We start from the raw sequence: 23,484 nt of genomic DNA, 5'->3' as shown, positions 1-23,484 counted from the left end.
CCCCTTAACTACCGTGCGTCACCTGATCACGAATATAAACAGGCTGTGCATCTTCAATCACTCCTGCATCACCTGCATTCAGGCGTTGAAGCGCCATCGGCAGCAGGTCCTGACTGTGAGGCAGCGCATCTGCACGCGACTCGGCGACAGCAATGGATGCCGGAAACTGCTCAGCAAACTGCCAGCCTGTTCCCCAGCCAATAAAGTCCGCCGTTACCGGTACCGGGCATTGCTCAGGAGGCAGCACCTGCTCTTGCCCTGTGAGCATCATCACGCCTTCGGACAGGACATAGTCACCCACGTAGATTTCTCCCATTCGCGCATCAATGCAGGCGAGCACATGAGTGTTTTGCGTCTCACGATAGGCGCCCTGAGCCAATGCCTGCAGCGTGCTGATGGCATACAGCGGCTTGTCTGCAGCAAATGCCAGTCCCTGAGCCACACCGGCGGCGATACGAATGCCGGTGAAAGCTCCTGGTCCGCGACCGTAGGCAATAGCATCCAGCTGTGACAGTTTTACACCTGCCTGCGCGATCAACGCCTCAATCATAGGAAGCAAACGGCGGGCATGCAGGCGTGGAATGACCTGAAAATCCTCAATCACCTCCTGACAATGAAGCAGGGAAACAGAGCAGGCTTCAGTGGAGGCATCCAGGGCAAGTATCAACGACATAGGGGTACTCTCATTAGGCAAGCCCGCATTGTAACGGAAAGCACCCTGAGCCGACCATGCTTGAGCTATCTGCACTTTACGCAATGATGTCGCTCAAGAATGACAGACATAAAAAAAGGAGCCCTAAGGCTCCTTCTTATACGAACAAGGCTAAACGGCAGCGGTCATTAACCCAGCTGAGCCAGCACCTTGTTACGGATATCTTCCACACTGCCAACACCGGCGATGTAGTTGTACTGAGGTGCATTGACAGGATCAGACTCCGCCAGTTGCTTGTAGAAGTCGACCAGGGGAGCGGTCTGAGTGTGGTACACCTGCAGACGCTTACGCACGGTTTCTTCTTTGTCATCTTCACGCTGCATCAGCGGCTCACCGGTAATGTCATCCTTGCCTTCTTCTTTCGGCGGATTGTAAACGGTGTGGTAAACACGGCCAGAGGCTTCGTGAATACGGCGGCCACTCATACGCTTAACGATTTCCTCATCGTCAACGTCGATCTGGACGATGTGATCCAGTTTCACACCCGCATCGCGCAGGGCTTCAGCCTGAGGAATCGTGCGTGGGAAGCCATCGAACAGGAAACCACTGGCGCAATCGTCCTGAGCGATACGCTCTTTGACGAGAGCAATGATCAGGTCATCAGAGACCAGACCACCGGAGGCCATCACTTCTTTTGCCTGCAGACCCAATGGAGTGCCAGCCTTAACAGCGGCGCGGAGCATATCACCAGTAGAGATCTGTGGAATGCCGTAGTGCTCAGTAATATAGCGAGCCTGAGTTCCCTTGCCGGCGCCTGGAGCCCCCAAAAGAATGATACGCATGAAGGATATCTCCCAATGTCTTTATATTCTGATTAACCGACCTCGTCAGCGAGTGTCCGACTGAACCTCCTGTTCTGCGGCAAAGCGGCGAGATAGCGGTATAAAATGCTGGCCTGACCTTAACGGGTCAGGCCTGTTTGTGCAATACGACAATCGGCTTTATCCGAGGAATTAGCCGGTATTACGCATGCCGGCGGCGATTCCGGTCATGGTTACCATCAATGCCTGGTCGATCTTGCTGGGAACGTTTTCACGTCCGTAGAGACGCTCCCGTCGCATTAGCTCAGCCTGCAGCAAATGCAGTGGATCGATATAAGGATTGCGCACTCCAATGCTGTGCTTGATCACCGGGTTATGTGACAGCAGCTCGTCACGTTCACGCAGTTGCTTGAAGCGGGTGATCATGGAAGCCAGCCGCTCTCGCAGCGAGGTTCCCAGAGGCTGCAGCGATTCTTCCACCAGACACTTGTCATACCACGCGGCGGTATCCAGATCGGTTTTGGCCATGACCATTTCCAGCATATCGAGGTAGGTCGCAAAGTAGCGCCACTTGGCCGCCATCTGCTGAATCTCCGCCATGCGTCCTTCGTTATCGATCTTCTCCAGAGCGCTGTCAGTACCCAGCCAGGTCGGCAACATCAGGCGCATTTGCGTCCAGGCGAAAATCCATGGAATTGCGCGCAGACTTTCAACGCCACCATCAACTTTACGCTTGGCCGGACGACTGCCCAGGGGCAACTTGGCCAGCTCCTGTTCCGGCGTTGCTGCCCGGAAGTAAGGCACAAACTGCGGATTCTCACGCACCATGCTGCGGTATTCCTTGCAGGATAACGCCGTCATTTCATCCATCAGCGCACGCCACTCCGGCTTGGGCTCAGGAGCGGGCGTTAGCGTCGCCTCCATCACCGCGCCGGTATACAGCTCAAGGTTACGGACCGCGATTTCCGGAATACCGAACTTGAAGCGAATCATTTCGCCCTGCTCTGTCACTCGGATACTGCCATTCACTGAGCCCGGAGGCTGAGACAAAATAGCTGTGTGGCTTGGACCACCACCGCGACCAACAGTACCGCCGCGGCCGTGGAACAGGGTCAGATGAATACCCTGCGCTTTACAAAGATCCGTCAGAGCTTCCTGCGCCTTAAACTGCCCCCAGGTCGCAGCCAAATGACCTGCATCCTTGGCGGAGTCGGAATAGCCGATCATCACCATCTGCCGACCCTGAACGTACTCACGGTACCAGGACATATCCAGCAACTGCTGAATACAGGACTGGGCAGCATCAAGGTCATCGAGGGTTTCAAACAGCGGCGCAATCGGAATGTTCCAGCGCATTCCGCTGGCTTTCAGTAGCAGAATCACCGCCAGCACATCCGATGGCTCACTGGCCATGGAAATCACATAGGATGCCAATGCCGAACGTGGGCTATTGGCAACAGTGCGGCAGGTGGACAACACCTCACGGACGTTATCCGAAGGACTCCACTCCAGAGGAATCAGCGGACGGCGTTCCTGCAGTTCGCGCAGCAGATAGGACTGCTTGTGCTGCTCAGTCCAGGAACTGTATTCGCCCAGACCGTAATAAGCCGTCAGCTCATCCAGCACTTCAGCATGACGTTCAGAGTTCTGGCGAATATCGAGGCGCAGCAGATTCAGGCCAAAACAGTAGGCCCGGTGAATAATGTCGCGCAGCTTGCCTTCGGCAATGATATCCATGCCGCATTCGCGCAGGCTGCGATCCACCGCCAGCAGTGGCTCAATCAGCTCATCGTTTTCCCTGAGAATGGCCTGACTGTCGGCTGGCTGATCATGCAGCTCATTGTAGGCCCAGTTCTTGGTCGCAATCAGACTGCTGCTCAAGCGTTTAAGGAAGGCACGATAAGGCTCGCTTTCCTCGTCTCCCACCACGGCCCGAATCTCGGCGTTGCAGTCCGTCATGGAAAGCTCGCTACGCAGGTCGGATATATCGCTGATAAAGAGCTCAGCGGCCTGCCAGCGGGCCAGCAGCATCACTTCACGGGTCACTTCAGCCGTAACGAAAGGATTACCATCACGGTCGCCGCCCATCCATGACGCGAAACGAATCGGCGCCGCACTTAACGGCAGACGATGCCCGGTCGCGATTTCCAGCGACTCATCGAGCTGACGCAAAAAGCGTGGCATCGCGTTCCACAAGGAGTTTTCAATAATGGCAAAGCCCCACTTGGCTTCATCCACCGGAGTAGGTCGGCGGGTACGAATCTCGTTGGAGTGCCAGGCCTGACTGATCAGCTCTTTGAGCCGATCAACAAGACGCTGAGCCTCGGTGGTGTCATCTTCCAGACTGTCCAGACCACGCAGGCAATCAGCAATATCATCGTATTTCTGAATCAGGGTGCGACGCAGAGCTTCGGTGGGGTGTGCCGTCAGAACCAGTTCAATATCCAGATCCAGCATCTGCTGGTAGATCTGCTCTTTACTGATGCCCTGATGCTGAATACGCACCAGTTGCTGCGGCAGGGTGTCATCGTCCATAAGCTGATTAGCATCATGATGGCGGCGACGAACCCGGTGAACTTCCTCGGCAATGTTGGCGAGGTTCAGGAACTGGCTGAATGAACGGGTGACCGGGAGAATCTGGTCATCACTCAGATGAGTCAGCAGGGCTTCCAGCCGGCTGCGGCTTTCAGTATTACCGGCACGTCCCTCTTTGGCGAGATGGCGGATTTTCTCAATCGTCTCGAGAATGTCGCTTCCCAGATGATCTTCAATCGTTTTGCCCAGGCTATCGCCCAGCAGCCGCACGTTCTCTCGCAACGGCTGATGCACATCGGCCATGCTGCCTCCTTGTAGGTTCGGAAAGTGAAACATCGATGTTCGGTCTGATGCTGGCTTTCCTCGAGACACCTATCTTGGCAAGGCGCAATGCACTTGCCAAGGCAGCCTTTAGTCACAGACCTTCGGCTTTGGCTTCATCCCACAGGCTGTCCAGCACCTCGAGGTTACTCTGGGTCATATCGATATCACGCGCCTTTGCCAAGGTCTCAACCCGACGAAAACGACGCTCGAACTTACGATTGGCACGGCGCATCGCTGTTTCCGGATCGACCTTGAGATGACGGGCAAGATTCACGCAGCTGAAGAACAAATCACCCACCTCATCTTCCAGCGCATCCTGATCCTGCTGGGCACGTGCTTCCTCGATTTCATCCAGCTCCTCAATGAGTTTGGCTTTGACTGGCATAAATTCAAACCAGTCAAAACCAACAGATGCCGCTCGTTTCTGGATTTTCTGAGCTCGGTTAAGGCCTGGCAGGGTCTGGGGGACATCATCCAGCACCGAGTCGTTCATGCCCTTTTCCGCGCGTTCTTCGGCTTTAATCATCTCCCAGCGCTGCTTGATCTCAGCCTCGTCGATCGGGGTTGTCTGGTTATCGCTGGCCAGTGTGCCATCGGGGAAGACATGAGGATGGCGACGCAGAAGCTTGCTGACCAGCTGATCGACAATATCAGCAAAGGTGAAGTGACCGGCCTCTTCCCCCAGACGGGAGTAAAAAATCACCTGAAACAACAGGTCACCCAGCTCATCCCGCAGTTGTGGATAGTCTTTTTGCTCAATGGCATCTGCGACTTCATAGGCTTCCTCAAGAGTATGAGGAAGAATCGAATCAAAGGTTTGTTTGAGATCCCAGGGGCAACCCGTCTTCGGAGTGCGCAGTCTCGCCATCAAAGTGAGCAGATCGTTCAGGTCATGGCGGTCAGTCTTCTGGGTACTCATAGCATTCTCATTAGAGGCATAAAAGAAAAACGGGGCTTAAAGAACAACAGCGCCCGAAGGCGCTGCTGCTTGTCTCAGTTCTTGCGGTTGGAGGCCGCCGCCTGAGCATTGGTCTGAGCCAGCGAGCGTTGGCGATGCACATCAATCACATTGGGTAGCTGACCAATTTTGTCCATCAGACGGCCCAGTTGCTCAAGCCGACTGATTTCCAGTGTCATCGACAGCCGTGCAGTGCTGTGCACCTTGTCCGTATGGGTGTTGAAGGCAAGAATATTGACCTTCTCGTTGGACAGCGTACTGGTGAGATCACGCAGCAGGCCCGAGCGATCAAAAGCCTCCACCACGATATCCACAGGGTAAGTCTGCTCAGGCTCCTCGCCCCAGCTCACCTGCACGATACGCTGCGGCTCTTTCTCCTGCAGGGTCATCAGATTCTGACAGTCCTGGCGGTGAATCGAGACGCCACGGTTCAGGGTGATATAGCCACAGATGGGATCACCCGGCACCGGCGTACAACAAGAGGCAATTGCTGTCAGCAGGTTACCCACACCGAGAATATAGACGCCGCTGTCATCGCTCTTGTGCTTGTGCTTACGCTCGCGCACATGAACGATGTCCTGTTCTTCTTCTGCTGCACGAACAGGCTCAACCGCTTTCTGCACTTCATGAACAATCTGCGACAGACGAAGATCCCCGGCACCCAGTGCCGCGAACATATCCTCAGGAGCCTTGAAGTTCAGGTGCAGCGCAATCGGCATGAAGTCGATGTGAGCATCCATTGCCAGTCGGCGCAGCTCACGATCAACAATATGGCGACCTTCCGCCGCATTATCGTCCCGCGCCTGTAGCTTGAACCAGGCCTGTACCTTGGCCCGGCCACGGCTGGTCTGCAGATAGCCAAAGTTGGGGTTCAGCCAGTCACGACTCGGGGTGCCGCCCTTCTGGCGCAGAATCTCGATCTGATCGCCCGTCTTGAGCTTATAGGTCAGCGGAACAATACGGCCGCTGATCTTCGCACCACGGCAGCTGTGGCCGATTTCCGTGTGTACACGATAGGCGAAGTCGAGAGGCGTCGAGCCGTTAGGCAGGTCCACCACGTGGCCTTCAGGCGTAAAGACGTAGATCCGGTCCTGAGTAATGGAGTTTCGCAGCTGTTCGACCAGACCTGAGGCATCGCCGAGCTCTTCCTGCCATTCCAGCACCTGACGCAACCAGGCAATCTTGTCATCGTAGCTGGACGACTTGTTGTGTACATCCGTACCTTTGTAACGCCAGTGAGCACAGACGCCCAGCTCGGCTTCTTCGTGCATGGTCTGGGTACGAATCTGAACTTCCAGCCCCTTGCCATCCGGCCCGATAACGGCGGTATGCAGGGAACGGTAGCCGTTCTCCTTGGGTGCAGCGATATAGTCATCAAACTCATTGGGAATATGACGCCACAGGGCATGTACGATACCCAGCGCGCCATAACAGTCACGCACTTCCGGCACCAGAATGCGCACAGCGCGAATGTCATAGACCTGACTAAAGGGAATATTCTTGCGCTGCATTTTGCGCCAGATGGAATAGATGTGCTTGGCACGTCCCATCAGCTCGCCATCAATACCCGCATCAGCAAGACGCTCTTTCAGCAATGTCAGCACGTTGTGAATGTATTGCTGACGGTCCAGCCGCTTCTCATCCAGCAACTGGGCAATGTGTTTGTAAGCCGTGGGCTGAAGGTAACGGAAGGACAAATCCTCCAGCTCCCACTTGATATGACCGATACCCAGACGATGCGCCAGCGGCGCATAGATATCAAAAACCTCACGCGCGACCAGATAACGCTTCCGGCGGTTAGAGGACTTAACCACCCTGATGGCACAGGTTCGCTCCGCCAGTTTGATCAGCGCGACACGAACATCATCAATAATGGAAACCAGCATCTTGCGAACGTTATCGAGCTGGCTTTCCTGCTGGCCCAGCACCTGCTCCTTGATAGGACGCATTAGTGCGGTAATCGCCGCCATCTGCATGACACCATCAATCAGGCGGGCAACATCCTCACCAAACTGACTACGAACCTTATCCAGGCTCAGGCGTTGCTGACGTACAGCGCGGTAAAGCACCGCGGCGGTAATGGACTCATTATCCAGCTTCAGCTCAGCCAGAATCAGTGCCATTTCAAGCCCGGTGTGCAGGCAGTTCATGCTGGCGTTATTCCACTCATCGTCCTCGACTTCATCAGCACGAGGAGCGGCGGATTCGACCAAGCGACAGGCGTCCAGCAGAATTTCAGGATGGGTGATGGGGATATGCTCCTCCATCTTGCTCAACCAATTGGTGAGATCAACACTGCCATCATCCAGTAAATAATGGTCTTCGCGTACCTTGACCACTTACTGCTACTCCCTGTCCGGTCTCTTCAAGAGACTCTTTACATTGTGAGAAGGCAGGCAATACACCTGACCCTCCAGAGAAAATCCGATCATCGCTGGCAATCCTCGCCCACGCTGACCGGACTGTGTTTCCGTCAGCGCCAGATGCCGCGCTTTCCTGCCTGTGCCCGCGCTTTTGGCGCTGGCTCAAACACCGCAATAGCCTCGAGATGAGCCGTTTGCGGGAACATATCCATCGCCCCCGCCTTAAGCAGGTGGTAACCCGCTTTGGCCAGAGCCGCTGCATCCCGCGCCAACGTAGCCGGATTGCAGGAAATATAGACGATGCGCTTGGGCTTGAGTGCCGCGATGTGCGCAATAGTATGCAAAGCCCCTGCCCGAGGCGGATCAAGAATGACTTTATCGAATCCCTGACGTGCCCAGGCGTGATGGCTAAAGTCCTGGCTAAGGTCAGCCTTGCAGAACTCGACCGCCTCAAAGCCCTGTTCACGGGCATTGTCATTCCCGCGATCCACCATGCTTCGCGTACCTTCAACCGCGACAACCTGAGCACCGGCGCGGGCTGCAGCCAGACTGAAGTTGCCAAGACCGGCGAAGAGATCAAGCACACGCTCACCCGCTTTCGGGGCCAGCAACTCCATTGCCAGATCCACCATGGCTTCGTTCATGCCTGCATTGACCTGAATGAAATCATCCGGGGTAAAAACAAACCGAACGTTCTGATGCGGCAGAGTATAAACCAGACCGCCCTCTTTTGGTGCGTCAGTAACACATTTAGCCGCACCATCGGCGCTCATCTGTAACCACAGCTGAACATCACGCTCATGCGCCCAATCAATCGCACTGGCCAGCCAGTCTTCATTGGCGTCCTTCACCAGGCGCAGCTTGATAGCAATACCGTTATCACCGGCTTCAAGCTCTACATGACCCAGATCTTTTTGCTCAGGGTAGCGCTTAAGCAGCTCACGAAGAGGACTGATTAATGCTTCAAGCCGCGTTTCCAGCACAGGGCATTCCTGTACATCCACCACTCCCTGACCACCCCGCTCGCGAAAGCCCAGTGCCAGTTCATGGCTCTCATCTTGCCAGCGCAGCGCCAGATGTGCAGTTCGACGATAGTGCCAGGGCTCACGATGAAGAGTCGGCAGCCACTGCTTTGGAACCACATTGCCCATGCGCTTAAGCTGCTCCGCCAGCGCCGGCTGCTTCATGGAAACGGCTTGCCCGGCACTGATGTGCTGGGTCGCACAACCACCGCAGCGGCTGTAATGCTGGCAGCGGGGCTCAATACGCTCAGGGGAAATACTGCGCAGCTCATCCACGATCGCTTCGCTGTACTTGGCGTGTACCGAGGTCATTTGGGCACGTACCTGCTCACCGGGCAGCGCACCTTCAATAAAGACCGGACGCCCGTAATCATCACGGGCAAGACCACGACCTTCAGGCGTCAGCTGCTCTACCTCAAGCTCAAGCTTCTGACCCACAGACCACATAGGCGCGGTACTGTGCTGCTTGCTCTCCGGGCCCTTGGCCAAGGCAAAAGGCTTGGTTGCCAGAGGAGCTGGTTTTTTGGGTCCGCGATGCCTCACTGATTTTCTCCCTGCTGGGCGGTAAAGACACCCGTGGACAGATAACGATCTCCGCGGTCACAGATGATGCAGACAATGACGGCGTTCTCGACCTGAGTACTCAGACGCAGTGCTCCGGCAACCGCGCCACCCGAGGAAACGCCACAGAAGATCCCCTCCTCTGTCGCCAGACGACGCATAATGGTTTCGGCTTCGGTCTGGTGAATATCGAGTACCTGATCAACCCGCGCAGGTTCAAAGATGGAGGGCAAATACGCTTCGGGCCAACGACGAATGCCGGGAATGCTGCTGCCTTCTTGTGGCTGCAAACCTACAATCTGGATATCCGGATTTTGCTCCTTGAGAAAACGCGAGGTTCCCATGATGGTTCCCGTCGTACCCATGGAACTGACAAAATGCGTGACCTTGCCTTCGGTCTGCTGCCAGATTTCAGGGCCTGTACCCTGATAGTGCGCCAGCGGATTATCCGAATTGGCAAACTGATCAAGCACAATCCCCTTACCTTCGGTCTGCATCTGCTTCGCCAGATCTCGCGCACCTTCCATGCCCTGCTCGCGCGTCACAGAGATGATCTGAGCCCCGTAAGCCGTCATGGCATCACGACGTTCCTGGCTCATGTTATCGGGCATAATCAGCACCATTTTATAGCCTTTGATGGCTGCAGCCATCGCCAGCGCAATCCCCGTGTTGCCAGAGGTGGCTTCAATCAGGGTATCACCAGGAGTGATCTGGCCACGAAGTTCGGCCTGCACAATCATCGACAGCGCAGGACGATCCTTGACGGAGCCGGCCGGGTTATTTCCTTCCAGCTTGCAGAGGATCACATTCGACGTATTACCGGGCAGACGCTGCAGGCGTACCAGCGGAGTTTTTCCGACATAGTCTTCAATGGTTGGGAAGGTCAGGGTTGAAACAGACATTATGCTTCCAGTCTCCTGGGCTAGCCGGCCACACCGCAAGGCTGACAGGTCTTGGTAAATACAGGTAGAGGGCGTCCCGGCTCAGGCCGAGAGCACCACAAATGCCAGAGCGTAATCAGCTTCGTCACTGAGGCTGATATGCCAATGGGTCGCCCCCATCGCTTGCGCCAGCGTCAGGGCCTTGTCCGTCAGCACCAGCCGTGGCGCTCCGGATTCATGGTTAAGCACCTGGATATGGGTCATGGAAAGTCCACGACCAATCCCATGACTGAGGGCTTTAGCTGTTGCCTCTTTGGCCGCCCAGCGCTTGGCAAGCCAGGGCACAGGGTGTGCAAGTTCCTGATAGCGCACGAGCTCTTCAGGCCCGAGAATTTTACGGGCGAAGCGCTCGCGGGTCTTGTCATGGATAGCAGCGATACGAGCGACCGCTACCAGATCCGTACCGATACCACAGATCATCTTACTGGCGCGCGTTCAGCATCAGGATTTTCATTTCTGCCACCGCTTCTTTCATACCGATGAATACCGCACGGGCAACAATGCCGTGACCGATATTCAGCTCATGAATCTCGGGAAGCGCAGCAATTGGCTCAACGTTCTGATAATTCAGTCCATGACCGGCATTAACGACAAGACCAATTTTGCTGCCGTGAGTGGCCGCTTTGGCAATACGCTTGAACTCAGCCTGAATCTCCGCTTCGCTTTCTGCATCCGCGTAGGCGCCAGTATGCAGTTCAACGACCGGCGCCCCACAGCGCTTTGCGGCGTCCAGCTGAGCTACGTCCGGGTCAATAAAGAGAGAGACTTCAATTCCCTGAGCAGACAGACGCTCGCAGGCATCGCGAATACGCTCCTCCTGGCCGAGCACATCCAGCCCCCCTTCGGTGGTCAGCTCTTCACGCTTTTCAGGCACAAGGCAGACATGCTCAGGATTGATTTCCAGAGCGAAGGCGATCATCTCTTCGGTTACCGCCATCTCGAAGTTCATTCGCGTCAGCAGGGTTTCGCGCAGAATGCGAACATCACGTTCCTGGATATGACGGCGATCTTCCCGCAGGTGAACGGTAATGCCATCAGCGCCCGCTTCCTCAGCCAGTTGCGCGGCATACACCGGATCGGGATAACGGGTGCCGCGCGCCTGACGCAAGGTCGCGACGTGGTCGATATTGACGCCCAAAAGAATACGATTTGGATGCATCAGGAAGTCTCCCTGGCAGGAAAGAATAGTGATCGGCTATGCAATGGCCGATCACCCAATAAAGGTTTTAATGCTTCTCGAAACAAATGTTTGGCGACTTTGCGCACTCGCATCTGTTCATAATCATCATGATGAATAGCAAGCAGCGCCTCGCCGGGATAGGCCGTCCAGCCCTCCAGCGCAGGAACAAATCCCTGGTCTGGTAGATAGCTATAGGTCTGTCCAACTTCAACTGCCGCCATGCCACCTGAATGGCGGTCAAGCTCGAGGCCGACACCCAGCTCCTGCAGCAGTTCTTTCTCAAAGCGTCGCAGCACAGGCTCAACTTCTTCGGGATCCGTAAGGTGATTCAGCGCCCACTCATAGGTGGCATAAAGCCTTGGAGCAGGAACCCCTTCCTGTAACAGCCGGCATAACAGCTCGTTGAGATAAAAACCGCTGATCAGGGCCTTGCCCTGCAGATGGGCTCCCATCCCCTGAAGCTCGACGTTTTGCAGTGTCTTCAATGAAGAGCGCCCGCGAACACTCAGGAGTACCGGAAGGAAGGGCTGCAGGGTGCCGCGCAATTTGGACCCGGGGCGACGCGCCCCGCGAACCAGTACTCCGACACGCCCTTCAGAGAAGGTAAAGTACTCGGCCAGAATGCTGGTTTCACGATAGGGGCGGCCATGCAGCAGGAAGGCAGGCTCTGCGTCAAAGCCGCTCATGAGGGATTAGTCTTTGTCAGTGTAGCCAAGACTGTGTAGCGCACGCTCATCATCCGCCCAGCCATGCTTAACCTTAACCCACAGGTTCAGCATCACCTTGGCATCAAACATCCGCTCCATGTCCAGGCGAGCATCACGACCGATAGTCTTGATACGGCTGCCCTTCTCACCAATCACGATTTTCTTCTGGCCATCGCGTTCAACCAGAATCAGCGCATGAATATGCAGGGTGCCTGAGACCTCATCCTGACGAAATTGCTCGATTTCTACCGTCACGCCATAAGGCACTTCTTCACCGAGTTGACGCATGAGCTTTTCACGCACCAGTTCAGCGGCAACAAAACGCGAGCTGCGATCGGTAATCTGATCTTCAGGAAAGTGATGAACACCTTCAGGAATATGCGCACTCACCAGTGTTTGCAGACGGTCAACGTTATGACCCTGATGCGCAGAAATCGGAATGATATCCACAAAGGCCATTTTTTCCGTCATTTGCGCAAGCCAGGGCAGCAGCTCTTCCTTGTTCTCCAGACGGTCAATTTTGTTCACCGCCAGAATCACCGGGCAGTCAACATTTTGCAGCTGTTCAAGCACCATCTGGTCTTCTTCAGTCCAGCGGGTGCGGTCGATCACAAAAACCACCAGATCAACATCTTTCAGCGCAGCGCTGGCTGTTTTGTTCATAAAGCGGTTAAGCGCACGCTCACCGGCTTTGTGAATTCCCGGAGTATCAACGTAGATGGTTTGCACATCATCTTCCGTATGAATCCCCAGAATCTGATGACGCGTGGTCTGAGGCTTACGTGACGTGATACTCAGCTTCTGACCCAGAATATGGTTCAGCAGGGTCGACTTACCGACATTGGGACGCCCGACAATAGCAACGAAGCCACAGCGGCTGACGGGAGTTGAATCTGTCATTTGAGGTTTCCTAAACGTTCCAATGCGTTTTGCGCCGCGGCCTGCTCGGCAATACGGCGACTACTGCCCGTTCCCAGCGTGGGAACATCCAGCAAATCAATAGTGCAGCTCACCGTGAAGATCTGGGCGTGAGCCTCACCTTCAATCTGGGTGGTGTCATAGGCAGGCAATGAAGCGCCCTGGGACTGCAACAGTTCCTGCAGACGGGTCTTCGGATCTTTCTGCGTGTCGTTCAAATCCAGCTTATCGATGCGTGAGGCATACCACGCCAGCACACGTGCCTTAGCGGTATCCATATCGCTATCCATAAAGATAGCACCGATCAATGCTTCCATCGCATCGGCCAGAATCGACTCACGGCGAAAACCGCCGCTCTTCAGCTCACCAATGCCCAGATGCAGGTGATCACCCAGTTCAAACTCGCGGGCGATTTCAGCGAGGGTGACGCCTTTGACCAGACGCGCACGCAGCCGACTAAGCTGACCTTCACGCGCTTCCGGAAAATGGTGATACAACGCTTCGGCGATCACACAGTTAAGAATGGAGTCGCCCAGAAATTCCAGACGCTCGTTATTGCGGTTACCGCAACTGCGGTGGGTAACAGCCAGCTCCGCCAGCGTGGGGTCCTTGAACTCATACCCCAGACGGCGAAACAGGCGATCTAATTGATTACTCAAGGCTTCACTGCTTCGTAATGATGACTAAAAGAAATAACGACTGACATATTGTAGACAACAGGGACACGACGTTCATAGGTCAAATCGACATTCCACTGACGTCCTTCACGGGAATAGCGCAACGCTCCGTCAGGCAGACGGATATTGTTCACCTCAAGGCGTTTCTGAATGGCCTGACGAATCCCAGTACCACCAAGAGAGGAGATATCCTGATCCGTGGTGACATCCTGAAGAATCGTTTTTACCGTCCGATTCTCCAGATATTCAGGAATGATCTTCATGGCCAGCAACACTAGCGCCACGAAGACCATGATATTTAGCATGGAGAACAGCGTCATACCTTGCTGTCGCGCGTACATAAAAGCCCTCAGAGACTAGCGAATGCGCCCGTTGTTGCTGAAGCTATGCAGAATATTAAACAGGCCATCCCAGTGGAACCAGATATAGAAGGCCTTGCCGACAATATTGTGCTCGGGCACGAATCCCCAGTAACGGCTGTCGTTACTGTTGTCCCTGTTATCACCCATCATGAAATAATGACCGGGCGGCACTTCCCATTCAGCCTCAACGGTCGGCCGGCCAGGTACCTTGTAGATTTGGTGGCTAACCGGGCCGAGTTGTTCCTGAAAGAGTTTAATCGCTGGTGCACCTGGCGGAATATTGGAAAGAAACTGCTCAGGGACTTCCTCACCATTGATATACAAACGTTTGTCGTAATAGGCGATGTGATCGCCGGGAACACCAATGACACGCTTAATGTAGTTGATGCTGGGATCGCCAGGATAGCGGAATACCATGACATCGCCGCGCTGGGGCTCACCAATCTTGACCACTTTTTTATTCAATACCGGTAAACGAATTCCATAAGAGAACTTGTTTACCAGAATGAAATCGCCAACATCCAGCGTGGGTTCCATGGAACCCGAAGGAATCTGGAAGGGTTCGACAACAAAGGAGCGCAGGAAAAAGACGACAAAGAGTACGGGAAAGAAAGATTTCGCATATTCAATGGGCCAGGCTTCACGGGTCAGTTTGGTGAGGACTTCCTCATCCGTCACTCCCTGATGCACAGCCAAGTCCCTGGCTGCCTCACGACGACGTCGGAAGTAGACCAGATCGGCCAGCCAGATCACGCCACAAAGAATGACGGCCAGAGAGATGTAGAGAGGAAAATCCAGATCCATTAACTATCCACCTTGAGTACGGCAAGGAAGGCTTCCTGAGGAACTTCAACGTTACCCAGTTGCTTCATGCGTTTTTTACCTTCTTTCTGCTTCTGTAAGAGTTTCTTCTTACGACTGACGTCACCGCCATAGCACTTCGCCAATACGTTTTTACGCAGTGCTTTAACGGTAGTACGGGCGATAACATGTGCCCCAATTGCCGCCTGAATAGCAACATCAAACATCTGACGAGGAATCAGTTCCTTCATCTTTTCACAGAGTAGACGACCACGATACTGAGAGTTGTCGCGGTGCATGATCACGGCCAGAGCATCAACACGGTCACCATTGATCAAAATATCCAGTCGCACCATGTTGGCAGGCTGATAACGCACAAAGCTGTAATCCAGCGAAGCAAAGCCACGGCTAACGGACTTGAGTCGATCAAAGAAGTCCATGACAACTTCACTCATGGGCAGTTCATAAATCACCTGCACCTGAGTCGCCATGAAATGCATGTTTTTCTGAATGCCGCGTTTCTCAACGCACAGGGTAATCACGGAACCGAGGTGTTCCTGTGGCACCAAAATATGCGCTTCACAGATCGGCTCACGCATTTCCTGGATACGGCCCGGATCAGGCAGACGAGAGGGGTTATCAACATAGACCACCTCCCCCGTCGACATTTCAATCTCATAGACCACGGTAGGTGCAGTGGTAATCAGATCCAGATCGTACTCACGCTCAAGACGCTCCTGGATGATTTCCATGTGCAGCATGCCAAGGAAGCCACAGCGGAAGCCAAAGCCCAGAGCATCGGAGCTTTCAGGTTCAAAGAACAGCGAGGCATCATTCAGCGAGAGCTTATCCAGCGCATCCCGGAAGTCTTCGTAATCATCGGAGGTTACCGGGAACAGACCTGCATATACCTGAGGTTTAACCTTCTGGAAGCCCGGCAAGGATGGCGTATTTTCATCACGAGCGCTGGTCAGGGTATCCCCCACGGGCGCACCGTGAATGTCCTTGATACTGGCAACGACATAACCTACTTCACCGGCGCAAAGTTCTTCCTGAGGCAGACGTTTGGGTGTAAATACCCCCAGCTGATCCACCTGATGAACCTGGCCGGTCGAGTGGACTTTGATCTTGTCTTTAAGACGCAGCACACCATTCTTGATACGAACCAGCGAGACCACGCCAAGGTAGTTATCGAACCAAGAGTCGATAATCAGCGCCTGTAACGGTGCATCAAGGTCACCCTCCGGAGGAGGAATGCGCTCGATCAATTGCTCAAGAACATCTTCTACACCCAGTCCGCTCTTGGCGCTACACGGGGTCGCATTGGTCGCATCAATACCGATGACGTCTTCAATTTCTTTTTTGACACGCTCTGGCTCTGCCTGCGGCAGGTCCATTTTGTTCAGAATAGGAACGACTTCCAGTCCCTGATCCAGCGCGGTATAGCAGTTAGCGACAGACTGCGCCTCAACACCTTGCGCGGCATCAACGACCAGCAACGCTCCTTCGCACGCAGCGAGTGAGCGGGACACTTCGTAGGAAAAGTCCACGTGTCCTGGGGTATCGATAAAGTTCAGCTGATAGGTTTCGCCGTTACGAGAGGTGTAATCCAGAGTCACGCTCTGCGCTTTGATGGTAATGCCGCGCTCACGCTCGATATCCATGGAATCGAGAACCTGCGCTGCCATTTCACGGTCGGAAAGGCCGCCACAGACCTGAATAAAACGGTCCGCCAGGGTGGATTTCCCATGGTCGATGTGGGCGATGATGGAGAAATTTCGAATATGCTTAAGACTGCTCACGGAACCAGACACCAATTGAAAAGGCAGGCCGGGCGGCCTGGGGCAAAGCCGGCATTCTAGCGGATTTAAGCGCGCTTAGCATCCTGCCGGACAAGAAACTCCCCGCCCGATAGAAACAATTTTACTGTCAGCCTGGCGCAGGACGCTGACAGCACCAACAACCCATGAAAAAAGAGCAGCCGAAGCTGCTCTTTTTATGGCGTCACCAGCACAGGTTATCTGCCCTGAGGACGCCTTGGATCACGCCTTTCACATGACCTGAGACTCAAGTCTTACTCAAGACGCAGAGGCAAGAAGATCGGCGAGCCTTTACGGACAATTTGCATGGGAACAGAGCGGCCTTTAGGCAGTTTTTTAACGATTTCTTCCAGTGATGACACCGAGTCGACTTTCTTGCCGTTCAGCAACGTGATCACGTCACCTGGCTGAATACCTGCAGAGAAAGCAGGACCCTGTTCAATCTGTTTGACCAGCACACCGTTATCCACCTGAGCCTGAGTTTTTTCATCGTCCGACAGGTTGGCGACGGAGATGTGCAGGACACTCATGATTGCAGAATTAGTGGTGCTGTTACCGTGATCATCAACCAGAATGTTGGTTTCATCATCAGGTAGCAGGCCGATGGTGACATCCAGATCCTGTTCTTTGCCATTACGGATAATGTGCATGGTGGCCACAGAGCCAGGCTTCACCCGTCCGACAAAGTGTGGCAGATCAGCAGACATGTTGATGGGTTTGCCATCGAAGGCCAGAATCACATCACCTTCCTTCAGACCCGCCTGCGCTGCAGGGCTGTTAGGCAGAACGCGGGCAACCAGCGCACCGGCAGCTTTATCAAGGCCAAAGGACTCGGCCAGATCACGGTTCACTTCCTGAATCAGCACACCCAGCCAGCCACGTTTAACATGACCATTGTCTTTTAGCTGGTTGGCGACATCGATCGCGACATCAATCGGGATGGCGAAAGAAAGACCCATGAATCCACCGGAGCGGGTGTAAATCTGGGAGTTGATACCAACGACCTCGCCATCCATGTTGAACAGGGGGCCACCGGAGTTACCAGGGTTGATCGCAACGTCAGTCTGGATAAAGGGAACATAGTTGTCGTTGGAGAGACTGCGGCCCAGCGCGGAGACGATGCCCTTGGTGACGGAGTAATCAAACCCGAAGGGGGAACCAATTGCGACCACCCACTGCCCGACTTCCAGACTGCTGGAATGGCCAATTTTCACGGTGGGAAGGTCATGGGCATCAATCTTCAGGACCGCCAGATCAGAACGGGGGTCCGCACCGACCAGCTTGGCATTCAGCTCACGGCGGTCATTTAGGCGCACCACAATTTCATCTGCACCGTTGACCACATGGTTGTTAGTCAGGATGTAGCCATCAGAGGAAATGATGAAACCTGAACCCAGGGAGCGCGGCTCTTCACGCTTGAGAATTTTACCGCCGCCCTGATTGTCTGGCATGCCACGCTGCATACCAAAGAAATGCCGGAAAATTTCTGGCATCTGCTGTAATGCAGGATCATCGGGATCAATGGCCATACCGCCATTGGAGGAGTACTCAACATTCTTGATGGTACTGATATTGACGACCGCCGGTGCTGCCTGCTTGACCAGTTTGGTGAAATCCGGCAGTTCATCGGCACGGGCACTACTCATGAACGCTAACGCCACACAGGCGACAGCAATCCATGTCTGATACATCTTTCTCAACATAAAATTACCTGCCTTTTCCTTCCAGTAATCGAATCGGCACCAGCTCAACACTCTCTTTTGACCCATTTTTTATTGTCATATTGTCGAGGATGACAGGCTGCCACTGGCCACTGGCGCATCTCCCGCTGATCCTGCGGGAGTAAAGGAACCCGGCACCAAGTCCGAGTAACCCGATCACCAGTGCACCGCCTTCCGGCAAGCCCACGAAGGTCGCTCCCCCCAGCCCGATAAAAAGGCCGAGAAGAGGCAGGATATATACCATCAGAGACATACGAAGCAGGGCATCCGGTCTTAAGCCCAGACGAACTTCGTCACCTTCTGACAGGGTCATATCCTCAGGCAGTGGCAAGCGCATGCGCTGGCGCTTACCTTCCCCCATTGAGTTCAGAAGCCCCTGCCCGCAACCGCTTTTGAGCTTGCAGGCACCGCAAGTGGAACGCCGGGTCGTTTCGACTTCGACCTCTGTGGCGCTCAGGCTGACAACCCAGCCGGACTCCTCCAGCCACTCGCCATCACTTTTCAGGACTTCAGTTATTGTGTTCATTGGCATTCTTCAGATGATTGATCACAGACAAGGCCGTATCAGGACTGAGATCGCCCGCGACTGTGACATAGCAGTCACCGGCCGGACTCAGCAACTGTCGCGCCAGTACGGTTTTACCCTGACGTTCCATGCTGCCTTCAAGCCGTGGTTTCAAACCCAAAGGTTCAATAAAGACGCTAAAGCTGCCTTCTTTGCCGGCATAGGTCATAACCTGCTGATCCCCGCTGACATCCTGTGATTTGAGCTCAAAGCCCTCCGGCTTCCAGCCCAGTTGCCAGGGCGACATCTGATCATCCATTCGTTGCTGGTGACGCTGAAGGTAATCACCCAGGCCATCGCCCAGACGAATGTAATGACCACTTCTCAGGCTTTCAGGCACCGCTGACTGAACGCCATCAGTGCTGTAGCTGACAGGCAATGCTGAACTTGCACCCAGTCCGAAACGACTGGAGCCAACATCCTGCTCAAGTTGTGCCACCTGAGTGCTGTCACTAGCGCTGCTCTGATCCGCAGGCGAACCAAACCCGACTCCTCCCGGTAACCAGTAACTGGCTCCGACAAAAACAACAGCAGCAAAAGATGCAGCTACCGCCAAGTGACTCAGAGGTTTGGTCCATGACTGAAAACGATTAACCGTCTGCTGTTCAGGTTCATCGTCGATGGCCCACCGGACACGATCTGCCAGCACGTTATCCCCCATGGGACGTTCGTGCAAAGCATCACTGATCATCTGATAGTGATGCCAGGATTTACGCAGTCCGGAAGCATCATCGGCCTGTGCCAGCAGTCGCCTCAGACTCAGCTCGTCTGACTCTCCATCAAGGAGAGCAGACAAGTGTTCCCGGCTCTGCTCGTTCATAGTGTTTATCCTCAACCCGTTTAGGGAAGTGTCTGCCCGACACATCTACTAGCTTAGAGAGGGTGTCGGGGAATAAGTTCCCGCGAGATACATTCTGTTATACCCCGGGAAAAATCTCCGGGGCCTGTACTTGTTGCGGCATCCTGCAATCCCCTGAGGGCTCATCACTCAGAGTAATGGAGCAATTTCCTGTTCGATCGCTTCTCGCGCCCGAAAGATTCGTGATCGCACCGTACCGACAGGACAATCCATTACCGCCGCGATGTCTTCATAACTCAGGCCGTCAAACTCGCGCAGCATCAAGGCGACGCGAAGATCTTCCGGAAGTTTGGCCAGCACTTCCTGGATTCGGGTTTTCAGACGATCCCGATTAAGCTCGTGCTCGGGAGTATCCCGGCTTTTCAGAGCCTCATTACCTTCCACCAGCACAGCATCATCCGCCAGAATATCCACATCAGGAGGCCGACGTCCGCGCGAGACAAGATAGTTTTTTGCGGTATTGACAGCGATTCGATATAGCCAGGTATAAAACGCACTTTCACCGCGAAAGTTTTTGAGAGAACGATAAGCCTTGATAAAGGCTTCCTGCGCCACATCCATGGATTCGGAGTGGTCTTTCATAAAGCGCTGCACCAGCGTCAGAATGCGATGCTGGTACTTGATGACCAAGAGATCAAAGGCCCGCTTATTGCCGCGCTGAGCCTGGCGTACCAGCGCCAGATCTGATTCATCGTGTTCCAGTGACACCACCTTCCCCTTTTTCCTGGAGACTATAATCTGACCCGTAGCGGAGATTCCCCCAAGCAGCAGAGACATCCAGACATAAGGGTTACATCAGGTTGATGGGGAGCTATTTTGCCTGAGCAACGGAGTGATCCCCACAGAGGAAACAGAATGTAGCATTAGTGGCTATTCACTGACGAGCAGAGTCAGAAGCTGCATACGTCAGTGCCAACACCCGCCAAATGGCCATTTCAGGCAAGCGAACCTCCTTGCCGGAGACTTATGACCACCAGCAATTGGGCAAGTTCCCCATGAAGCAGCGTTTTCATCCTTGCTTGAGGACAAATTCGCGGCACTCTGGCGAGCCGCACTCTTTTCTGCCGGGACAATCCCAGTAAAATGCACGGATTGCGTCGGCATGGCGCCTTTACCACAGGGAAGCCCGCAGGAATGGCAGAACAAGAATATGACGTGCTTATCATCGGCAGCGGTGCCGCAGGACTGACTGCAGCCCTTCATCTTGCCGATCACTTGAAAGTGGCCGTGCTCAGCAAAGCCAGCCTGCATAGCGGCTCGACCTTCTGGGCTCAGGGCGGTGTTGCCGCCGTGTTGGATGAGCAGGATACCGTCGCTAGCCACATCAGTGACACCATGGAGGCTGGCGCTCAGCTTTCACGCCCGGATGCGGTGCGCTTTACCGTTGAAAACGGCCCTTCCGCCATCGACTGGCTTATCCGTCAGGGAGTGCCCTTCACGCGTGATGAACAGGGTCGTGAAGCCATGCCCTTTCATCTCACCAAGGAAGGTGGCCATAGTCATCGACGCATCATTCATGCGGCCGATGCCACAGGCCGTGCCATTGAGCAAAGTTTGCTGTCACAGGCCACGGCCCACAGCAACATCACCATGCTGACTCATTTTCTGGCAGTGGATCTGATTACCCGACGCAAGCTGCGTTTGGAGGGTAATCGCTGCGAGGGCGCCTATGTTCTCAATCTGGACAGTGGTCATGTGGAAGTTTTCAAAGCCCGCTTTGTGATTCTGGCCACTGGCGGCGCCAGTAAAGCCTATCTGTATACCAGTAACCCGGATGGCGCGTCCGGTGATGGTATTGCCATGGCCTGGCGAGCAGGCTGTCGCGTTGCCAACATGGAGTTCAATCAGTTCCATCCGACCTGTCTCTATCACCCCCAGGCCAAGTCTTTTCTGATTACAGAGGCGCTGCGTGGTGAAGGCGCGCATTTGACGCTCCCCGATGGCGAGCGCTTTATGTTCCGGTTCGACCCGCGAGGCGAGTTAGCCCCGCGTGACATCGTGGCCCGCGCAATTGACCATGAGATGAAGCGCCTGGGTCTGGATCATGTCAATCTGGATATTTCCCACCGCGAGCCGGAGTTTATCCGCGAGCATTTCCCCACCGTCTATGAACGCTGCCTGAGCTTTGGCATCGACATGACCTCGCAACCTATTCCCGTCGTTCCCGCCGCCCATTACACCTGTGGTGGAATCATGACAGATACCCGTGGGGCCACTGATATCGGCTGCCTGTATGCCGTAGGGGAAACAGCCTTCACCGGGCTTCATGGGGCTAACCGGCTGGCCAGTAACTCGCTGCTGGAGTGCATCGTCTATGCGCGCGCCTGTGCGCAGGACATTCTGACCATGAATGACAACCGCCCGGCCAGCGCTGGCGCTCCCGCCTGGGATGAAAGCCAGGTCACGGACTCGGACGAACACGTCATCATCAGCCACAACTGGGATGAGCTGCGTCGTTTCATGTGGGATTACGTCGGCATTGTGCGCACGACTAAACGCCTTCAGCGCGCTCAGCATCGTATTGATCTGCTGCAGCAGGAAATCGCCGAGTATTACAGCAACTTCAAAATTACGCGCGATTTGATTGAGCTTCGTAATCTTGCGCTGGTTGCCGAACTGATTATCCGCTCCGCCATGCTTCGCAAGGAAAGCCGGGGCTTGCATTACACCCTCGATTACCCGGAACTTTCTGCTGAAATCCGCGATACCGTTCTGGCACCAAAACATTATCCTTGGCCGCGCTCATAAAGAGCAGCCCGCTGAATTTGGCCACTGTTTCAGGCTGCACTATCAGACTTGAGTGACTGATAGCGCAGCCTGACCTGCAGGCGCCGCCATACTTCACTTTCCATGGCATCGGCAAAAAGCACCAACGTCAGCGTTCTTTTTTTCTCGCCTGGCTCCAGGCCATAAGCATAAAGAATGATGCAATAACGGCTCAGCCAGCAGCCTGTCAAAGCCACAGGAATCCAGCCATCCTCAGGCAGAGATACCGCCCAGTCATGGCGATACCATCGAATTCCACTGATTGCAGTGCGGCGCAGATACCAGCACTCCAGCGCATAGAGTGCCATTGTCAGCAGAGCGGTTAACAGGGTGTAGCGCCAGTCAGGCAAGAACAGCGCAGAGGTCAGCGCCAGAACCAGCGCAAGATTGAGCACTAAAGAGGAGAGACGGGATGGACGAAGGCTCGCCATCCCCATCGAAAAACCTGACGACATACTTCACTCCCTGAAGATGACGCAAGCCAGTTAAGCAGCATTAGCCTCAGGCGGGCTGAACGCGATCCAGAATAATTTTGACGATACGCGCCAGATCAGGATCCTCTGCCGTCGTGTGCTGCATAAACCAAGAGAATAGATCCGTATCTTCCTGTTCCAGCAAGCGCACGTATCGCTCCTGATCCTCTCGCGGCAGCTGTGCGAAGACTTCTTCAACGAACGGTACCAGCAGGACATCCAGCTCCAGCATTCCGCGGCGACTCTGCCAGCGGAGGCGGCGAACATCCACATCGCTATAGACGTTGGACATGACAACACCCCTCAACAAAAACCCCGCGATTATAGTGGTTGGTGCAGGCGAACCCAAGCATCAGTACGATTCCTGACTTGCAAGGAACAGGAGTCACCCCCATGTGTTGGCTATCAGCGCAAAACCGGCGCCGGTTCGGCTTTACGGCGCAAGCAATGTTATGATG

Annotated in this window: 22 protein-coding genes; 1 reads left to right on the top strand and 21 read right to left on the bottom strand. The window is 54.5% G+C overall.

The genetic code is table 11. The features are described 5' to 3' along the window. Positions 1–4 precede the first annotated feature (4 nt). The 19 genes from tsaB to rpoE all read right to left on the bottom strand — a co-directional run bounded on the left by tsaB (position 5) and on the right by rpoE (position 20,489). Positions 5–673 (bottom strand): tRNA (adenosine(37)-N6)-threonylcarbamoyltransferase complex dimerization subunit type 1 TsaB, encoded by a 669-nt coding sequence (gene tsaB, locus ACKC9G_RS03295; protein WP_411403509.1) that lies wholly within the window; start codon positions 671–673, stop codon positions 5–7. Positions 674–840: 167 nt separating this feature from the next. Continuing rightward, positions 841–1,494: an adenylate kinase gene (gene adk / locus ACKC9G_RS03290; RefSeq protein ID WP_411403508.1), complete on the bottom strand. Its 654-nt coding sequence runs from the start codon at positions 1,492–1,494 to the stop codon at positions 841–843. Between the two features lie 171 nt (positions 1,495–1,665). Further along, positions 1,666–4,311 carry a phosphoenolpyruvate carboxylase gene (gene ppc, locus ACKC9G_RS03285; RefSeq protein ID WP_411403507.1) on the bottom strand — a complete coding sequence of 882 codons (2,646 nt, stop codon included), beginning with the start codon at positions 4,309–4,311 and terminating at the stop codon, positions 1,666–1,668. Positions 4,312–4,423: 112 nt separating this feature from the next. Then, a complete protein-coding gene (gene mazG, locus ACKC9G_RS03280) occupies positions 4,424–5,251 on the bottom strand; it encodes a nucleoside triphosphate pyrophosphohydrolase (protein WP_411403506.1) in 828 nt (275 codons plus the stop codon). 74 nt (positions 5,252–5,325) lie between these two features. Then, positions 5,326–7,629 carry a GTP diphosphokinase gene (gene relA / locus ACKC9G_RS03275; RefSeq protein WP_411403505.1) on the bottom strand — a complete coding sequence of 768 codons (2,304 nt, stop codon included), beginning with the start codon at positions 7,627–7,629 and terminating at the stop codon, positions 5,326–5,328. 134 nt (positions 7,630–7,763) lie between these two features. Continuing rightward, complete coding sequence (gene rlmD / locus ACKC9G_RS03270) at positions 7,764–9,218, bottom strand: 23S rRNA (uracil(1939)-C(5))-methyltransferase RlmD (RefSeq protein WP_411403504.1); 1,455 nt, start codon at positions 9,216–9,218, stop codon at positions 7,764–7,766. Then, positions 9,215–10,138: a cysteine synthase CysM gene (cysM, locus tag ACKC9G_RS03265; protein ID WP_411403503.1), complete on the bottom strand. Its 924-nt coding sequence runs from the start codon at positions 10,136–10,138 to the stop codon at positions 9,215–9,217. Before cysM ends, rlmD begins: the two co-directional genes overlap by 4 nt. Positions 10,139–10,219: 81 nt before the next feature. Then, positions 10,220–10,597, bottom strand: a complete 378-nt coding sequence (gene acpS, locus ACKC9G_RS03260) for a holo-ACP synthase (RefSeq protein WP_411403502.1) — start codon at positions 10,595–10,597, stop codon at positions 10,220–10,222. Between the two features lies 1 nt (position 10,598). Beyond that, positions 10,599–11,336, bottom strand: a complete 738-nt coding sequence (gene pdxJ / locus ACKC9G_RS03255; protein ID WP_411403501.1) for a pyridoxine 5'-phosphate synthase — start codon at positions 11,334–11,336, stop codon at positions 10,599–10,601. Continuing rightward, entirely contained in the window at positions 11,336–12,043 is a 708-nt protein-coding gene (gene recO / locus ACKC9G_RS03250) for a DNA repair protein RecO (RefSeq protein WP_411403500.1), read from the bottom strand. The genes pdxJ and recO overlap by 1 nt, the downstream gene beginning before the upstream one ends. 6 nt (positions 12,044–12,049) lie before the next feature. Further along, positions 12,050–12,964, bottom strand: coding sequence for a GTPase Era (era, locus tag ACKC9G_RS03245; RefSeq protein WP_411403499.1), 915 nt, complete (start codon positions 12,962–12,964; stop codon positions 12,050–12,052). After that, a complete protein-coding gene (gene rnc / locus ACKC9G_RS03240; RefSeq protein ID WP_411403498.1) occupies positions 12,961–13,641 on the bottom strand; it encodes a ribonuclease III in 681 nt (226 codons plus the stop codon). Before rnc ends, era begins: the two co-directional genes overlap by 4 nt. After that, positions 13,638–14,000, bottom strand: coding sequence for a DUF4845 domain-containing protein (locus tag ACKC9G_RS03235; RefSeq protein ID WP_411403497.1), 363 nt, complete (start codon positions 13,998–14,000; stop codon positions 13,638–13,640). Before ACKC9G_RS03235 ends, rnc begins: the two co-directional genes overlap by 4 nt. A 15-nt stretch (positions 14,001–14,015) precedes the next feature. Beyond that, positions 14,016–14,819 carry a signal peptidase I gene (lepB, locus tag ACKC9G_RS03230; protein ID WP_411403739.1) on the bottom strand — a complete coding sequence of 268 codons (804 nt, stop codon included), beginning with the start codon at positions 14,817–14,819 and terminating at the stop codon, positions 14,016–14,018. A 5-nt stretch (positions 14,820–14,824) separates the two neighbouring features. Then, on the bottom strand, positions 14,825–16,624 hold the full coding sequence (gene lepA / locus ACKC9G_RS03225; protein ID WP_411403496.1) for a translation elongation factor 4: 1,800 nt from the start codon (positions 16,622–16,624) through the stop codon (positions 14,825–14,827). 272 nt (positions 16,625–16,896) lie between these two features. Continuing rightward, positions 16,897–18,345 carry a DegQ family serine endoprotease gene (locus ACKC9G_RS03220; RefSeq protein ID WP_411403495.1) on the bottom strand — a complete coding sequence of 483 codons (1,449 nt, stop codon included), beginning with the start codon at positions 18,343–18,345 and terminating at the stop codon, positions 16,897–16,899. Positions 18,346–18,349: 4 nt separating this feature from the next. Beyond that, positions 18,350–18,889, bottom strand: a complete 540-nt coding sequence (locus tag ACKC9G_RS03215; RefSeq protein ID WP_411403494.1) for a SoxR reducing system RseC family protein — start codon at positions 18,887–18,889, stop codon at positions 18,350–18,352. After that, positions 18,873–19,748, bottom strand: coding sequence for a MucB/RseB C-terminal domain-containing protein (locus tag ACKC9G_RS03210; protein WP_411403493.1), 876 nt, complete (start codon positions 19,746–19,748; stop codon positions 18,873–18,875). The genes ACKC9G_RS03215 and ACKC9G_RS03210 overlap by 17 nt, the downstream gene beginning before the upstream one ends. Positions 19,749–19,916: 168 nt before the next feature. Beyond that, on the bottom strand, positions 19,917–20,489 hold the full coding sequence (rpoE, locus tag ACKC9G_RS03205; RefSeq protein ID WP_411403738.1) for an RNA polymerase sigma factor RpoE: 573 nt from the start codon (positions 20,487–20,489) through the stop codon (positions 19,917–19,919). A gap of 432 nt (positions 20,490–20,921) precedes the next feature. Between rpoE and nadB the strand changes: the two genes are divergently transcribed. Beyond that, positions 20,922–22,535: an L-aspartate oxidase gene (gene nadB / locus ACKC9G_RS03200; protein ID WP_411403492.1), complete on the top strand. Its 1,614-nt coding sequence runs from the start codon at positions 20,922–20,924 to the stop codon at positions 22,533–22,535. 29 nt (positions 22,536–22,564) lie between these two features. On the opposite strand, the gene ACKC9G_RS03195 is transcribed toward nadB, so the two are convergent. Both ACKC9G_RS03195 and ACKC9G_RS03190 read right to left on the bottom strand, forming a co-directional pair. Continuing rightward, positions 22,565–23,008 carry a protein YgfX gene (locus tag ACKC9G_RS03195; RefSeq protein ID WP_411403491.1) on the bottom strand — a complete coding sequence of 148 codons (444 nt, stop codon included), beginning with the start codon at positions 23,006–23,008 and terminating at the stop codon, positions 22,565–22,567. A 46-nt stretch (positions 23,009–23,054) separates the two neighbouring features. Next, the gene (locus ACKC9G_RS03190; protein WP_411403490.1) at positions 23,055–23,318 is read right to left on the bottom strand and encodes a succinate dehydrogenase assembly factor 2; all 264 of its coding nucleotides are present in this window, start codon (positions 23,316–23,318) and stop codon (positions 23,055–23,057) included. Between the last annotated feature and the right edge of the window lie 166 nt (positions 23,319–23,484).

The organism is Pokkaliibacter sp. CJK22405, assembly GCF_046614695.1.
Lineage (GTDB): Bacteria > Pseudomonadota > Gammaproteobacteria > Pseudomonadales > Balneatricaceae > Pokkaliibacter.
The sequence above is the reverse complement of the archived record's forward strand: the minus strand, read 5'-3'. Positions and strand labels throughout refer to the sequence as shown.